This is a genomic window from Bacteroides caecigallinarum, assembly GCF_021530995.1.
Lineage (GTDB): Bacteria > Bacteroidota > Bacteroidia > Bacteroidales > Bacteroidaceae > Phocaeicola > Phocaeicola faecigallinarum.
Map to the genome: position 1 here is coordinate 1 of NZ_JADYTF010000174.1, position 4,625 is coordinate 4,625.

Sequence of the window (4,625 nt, forward strand, 5' to 3'; positions counted from 1 at the left end):
GCATCAACAACAAGATAAAGGTCATGAAGAGAACGGCATATGGATTTAGGGATGAACGATACTTTGAATTGAGGCTATATGCACTGCATGATTGCCGCATCACGCGAAATGTCGGATGAACCAAAAATCTATTGATATATGTTGATATATTCTTAGCAATTATTGTGTGATAACCCGCATAAAGAAGCATATCCCTATCTATGTAGATACAATTACCACAACCCTCTAAATCCTCAGAAGTATCTGCAAAAATTATATCTCCTTTTTTAACTAACGAAGCATTATTGTTTTCAAGAAAAATTTCTGGAACATATTTGATTAAAGAATCTTTTATACATGTACCTGTGTTAAGTTTAGAATGAATCTGACCATAACTAATAACAGAAATACCTTTATCAACTAAATCCGCTTTAGTTATATTTAACCCTTTTCCAAAGTTATATATGCTTTTCATTCTTTTTACTTCCCAATGCTCCGGAATCTCCCCTATCCATTCAATACCGCTATCTTTTAGAGGAACATTTTTATCCAAACCTTTGGTTACAGCTTCAGTAATGACAGATTGCTTGTAGCTTTGCAGTTTGGTTATCATTTCCTCTTGCAAAGTTATAAGTTCGTCTATTTCGCTACATTTTTGGTCAAGGTAGGTGGCGATGGATTGTTGCTCTTCAAAAGGTGGAATTGGCATCCATGTATTTTTTATTTTATCCTGACTAATGTTCGGTTGACCTCCTCCTTCAGCTTTGTATATCAGATATCTTTTTACAGAATTCATCGCGTAAAATAAATACTTAAAATTCTGTTTTGTTTCATTCATTACACAACATGCTTGATTTACACAACCATCAATATTTGAAATAGAAATATTACCAACAGATGCACCATACATTGCTACAATAATAAATGGTGCTTTGTAAATCTTTAATGTCGGGTATTCTTTAAGAGCTGTATCAGAAATAGTATTCTTACAGTTTTCTATATAACCACCATTAATGTCACCTGATTGAATCCAATTTACAGAACCTATATAGTTGTCCTCCTTACTGGATTTTGGTGTTGTTCCACTACCAATTATACTAAATAATCTTATAATCTTATTTTTATCCCAATGCTCTGGAATCTCCCCAATCCAAGCAATCCCACTATCTTTATATTTATCGTATCTATTTTCCATAATCCTCAATCTTCCTGTTCGTAATAATAAGAGTAATCAATACCTTTCATAAAGGTTTCACGGTCATTAATCTTGTCGGTAAGTGCAGGGCGCAGAAGTGTTTTCAGTTCATCGGCATTTGCCACACTGTGAGTCATTGCATCAAGGTAAGACTTCTTGTTCACATTGCTCCAATCTACACAAACTTTAAGATTTTTCTTCAGCATTAGGTCAAGCCAAATACGTGTGGCGCGCCCGTTGCCTTCACGGAAAGGATGAGCTATGTTCATCTCCACATACTTGTCTATTATCTCATCGAAACTTGTTTCGGGCATACGTTCTATCTGTTCCAATGTAGCTTGAAGATATTGAACCATTGCAAACTGGAATCCTCCTTTGGCTATGTTTACCGTGCGTATCTGTCCGGCAAAGTCGTATAGTCCGCCAAACAAATAGGCATGAATCTGTTGCAAGCCTTTTATGGTTCCTACTTCTATGCTGTCAATCAGACTGCTTTCAAACAGAGCGTATGCTTTAGATTTGCTTCGTCCGTCTATAGTTTCATCGCTGTTGGTAAACCATTCCACAAACCGTGCAGCTTTGGTATTTGGGAAACATGCTGCGAGAGAAAGGATTCCTGTGTTATCAAGTACATCAGTAAGTCTTTTCTTTCCGTCAGGTGCAGTTAATTTCAACTGGTTAGTGACACTAACCACTTCATTATTCTCGCTCTTCAGCTTGTTTTTCAGATACTTCCAGTAGTTTCTGTTCTTGGTATAATCATCCTGAGCATTTAGTACGCCAACAATATCGAGTACAGAAAACCACCATTTGGAATTCTCGTCATCCCAAATGGCACGTACTTCTCTGTCGTCAAAGAAACGTATGGATATTTTATTTATCTTGGTCATAATTAGAATCGTTTATCTGCCTTTCTGTCTCATATTCTGAACTGTACTCCACGGTGTGACTTGACACGATAGCCTACACTGATTATCATGTCAAGGTTATAGTATGCCACCTGATGAGTTTGGTTTTTCCCTTTGATGGCACCATGCTGAGTGGTTGTTGCAAAAAATGCAACAGTTGAGTCCGGATTCAACTCTCCGTCCTCAAATACATTCTTTATATGTCGTGAAATGGTAGATTTGTTTCGCTGAAACAGCTCTGCCATCTGGTCGGCTGTAAGCCAAACCGTATCATTGCATAGAGTCACTTCTATCCTTGATTTGCCATCCTCTGTCTGGTAGAGGATAATATTTCCGTTGTTTTGCTGCTCGTTCATGGTCTGTTATTATGCGGATTTATATCTGCTTACCCTAATATCCTGGACATCAGTTCCGATTCTTTTTCTTCTAACTTTTTCAGTTCATCAAATATCACAGAACTTGGTGTTAGCGGAGTGTATTTGTAGAACTCGCGGGTAAGAGGTATTTCATAACCGATTTTGCTTTCGGATTCATTGTACCAGAAATCGGGAGCATACGGACGTACGTTTTTGTCGAGGTATTCCGTAATATCCTCTTTCCAAGGAATAATCTCGCTGTCCTTCAGTTCCGGGTCGGGAGCAAATCCGCTTTCCTGGTCAACAGGTTTCACGTATGCCTCCATCATATCGGGGTTACGTATGCCGAAATAACTCCTCAACAGAGCGACTTTTCCCTGAGGTACTTTGATTTTTGCCTTCTTCAGCTCGAGGAAGAAAGTGATGTCCGGGAATCCCACATGGTTAGGCATATTGTTTTCCCAATATGTGACAACTTCTTTCAATAAGGCTCTGTCGGCTTCCTTATAGTTTTCAGCAGTGGCTTCGTCAAAGTGAATGTCCTTGTACTTCAGGCGTAAAGGACGGTTTATGGTGAGTTTCGTAAACTTGAAGTCCTCTACGTCCTTCACCTTGCTTTCCACTTTCAGCTCCGTGTTAAGTTCGGAGGTATATTCCCAATCGGTAAAATCGTGATAAGCCTGCATTATGAGTTCGCGGCAGACAGTGGTGATTTCCACACGCTTGTTGCCTAGAGGCTTGCGCAGTTTCTCAAAGCATTTGCTTGTGTCGATAAGCTGAACCTTTCCTGTACGTTCTTCCGATTTGTTTTTGCTCACTACCCATATGTATGTGGCGATACCTGTATTATAGAACAGGTCGTTAGGCAGCTGAACGATTGCTTCCAGCCAGTCGTGTTCGAGCAGATAACCTCTGATTTCGCTTTCGCCGCTTCCAGCATCGCCCTTGAACAGAGGAGAACCATTCTGAATGATAGCCATACGGCCGTCTTCCTTCAGTTTCGCCACACCATTGAGCATGAACAACATCTGTCCGTCGCCCTTTGCCGGCAGTCCCGGAGCAAAACGTCCTGCTTCGCCCATCTCGTTTTCGGCTTTCACACGTTTCTCGGATGCTTCCCAGTCGATACCGAAAGGAGGGTTTGATATGATATAGTCGAACTGGTATCCCTTGAACTGGTCATCGCCAAGAGTATCTCCCAAGCGCATATTGTCGGCATTACCACCCTTGATAAGCATATCGGCTTTGGCAATACCGTATGTCTGCGGATTGAGTTCCTGGCCGTAGCATGTGATTTCGGCTTCAGGGTCTATCTTGCGGAATCTCTCGTCAAGGCAGGCAAGCATCTGGCTGGTTCCCATTGCCATATCGTATATGGATGCCACAATGCCTTCGTCTTCCATTTTCTGTTCATCTTCGCCTACGAGCAGTTCGCTCATAAGATAGATGATATCTCGTGCTGTAAAGTGTGCTCCTGCCTGGTCGTTGTATGATTCGGAGAACTTTCTGACCAGCTCTTCAAAGATATATCCCATATCTACAGCCGAAACTACATCTGCTCCAAGATAGGCCTTGGCTGAACAGAACTCCTTGATGACGAGGTAAAGACGGTTGTTGTCGTCCATCTTCTTGATTTCGTTGTAGAAGTCCATGCGGTTGATTATGTCAATCACGTTCTCGGAGAAATGGTTGAGGTAATTCTCGAAGTTGTCTTTGATGTTGTCCGCATCGGCAAGCAATATATCGAAAGTAAACTTGCTGGTGTTATAGAACTTCTGCTTGGCCGCGGCTTCAAGGAAACCTTTCTTTACGGCTATGCCTTTGGCTTCAAGCTCTTCGTTCATCTTGATAACCGCTTCTTTTGTCGGCGCAAGAGTGTCTTCAAAACGCTTTATCACGCACATGGGCAGGATTACCTTTCCGTATTCGTGAGGCTTGTATAATCCTACTAACTTATCGGCAATGGCCCAGATTAGGTTTGCTTTTTCCTGTATATTTATAGAGGTCTGTCTCTGTAAGTCTTCTCCGCTCATGAAATAATGTTTTTATGATTTTCTTTTCAAACTTACATAAAAATCTTCGTTTTTTATGCCGGTGCAATAAAAAATCAAGCCCTACGTACTTGATTGATCGTCTATTGCCGTGCTCGAAGCACAAAATGTTGTATATTTGAGGTGCATACATTTA

General features: G+C 40.9%; 3 protein-coding genes and 2 pseudogenes. 1 reads left to right on the forward strand and 4 read right to left on the reverse strand.

The genetic code is table 11. The annotated features are described in order from the left end of the window. The coding region (locus I6E24_RS15430; protein WP_262911940.1) for a transposase at nucleotides 1–119 on the forward strand (119 nt) is incomplete at its 5' end. Nucleotides 120–175: 56 nt separating this feature from the next. Here I6E24_RS15430 and I6E24_RS15435 read toward each other — a convergent pair. The 4 genes and pseudogenes from I6E24_RS15435 to I6E24_RS15450 all read right to left on the reverse strand — a co-directional run. Beyond that, nucleotides 176–1,174: pseudogene (locus tag I6E24_RS15435) on the reverse strand (restriction endonuclease subunit S); the annotation flags it as partial. A 5-nt stretch (nucleotides 1,175–1,179) separates the two neighbouring features. Further along, the gene (fic, locus tag I6E24_RS15440) at nucleotides 1,180–2,064 is read right to left on the reverse strand and encodes a protein adenylyltransferase Fic (protein WP_235329502.1); all 885 of its coding nucleotides are present in this window, start codon (nucleotides 2,062–2,064) and stop codon (nucleotides 1,180–1,182) included. 32 nt (nucleotides 2,065–2,096) lie between these two features. Then, a pseudogene (locus I6E24_RS15445) lies at nucleotides 2,097–2,438 on the reverse strand (virulence RhuM family protein); the annotation flags it as partial. 29 nt (nucleotides 2,439–2,467) lie between these two features. Continuing rightward, a complete protein-coding gene (locus I6E24_RS15450) occupies nucleotides 2,468–4,471 on the reverse strand; it encodes a type I restriction-modification system subunit M (protein WP_235329504.1) in 2,004 nt (667 codons plus the stop codon). Nucleotides 4,472–4,625 lie beyond the last annotated feature (154 nt).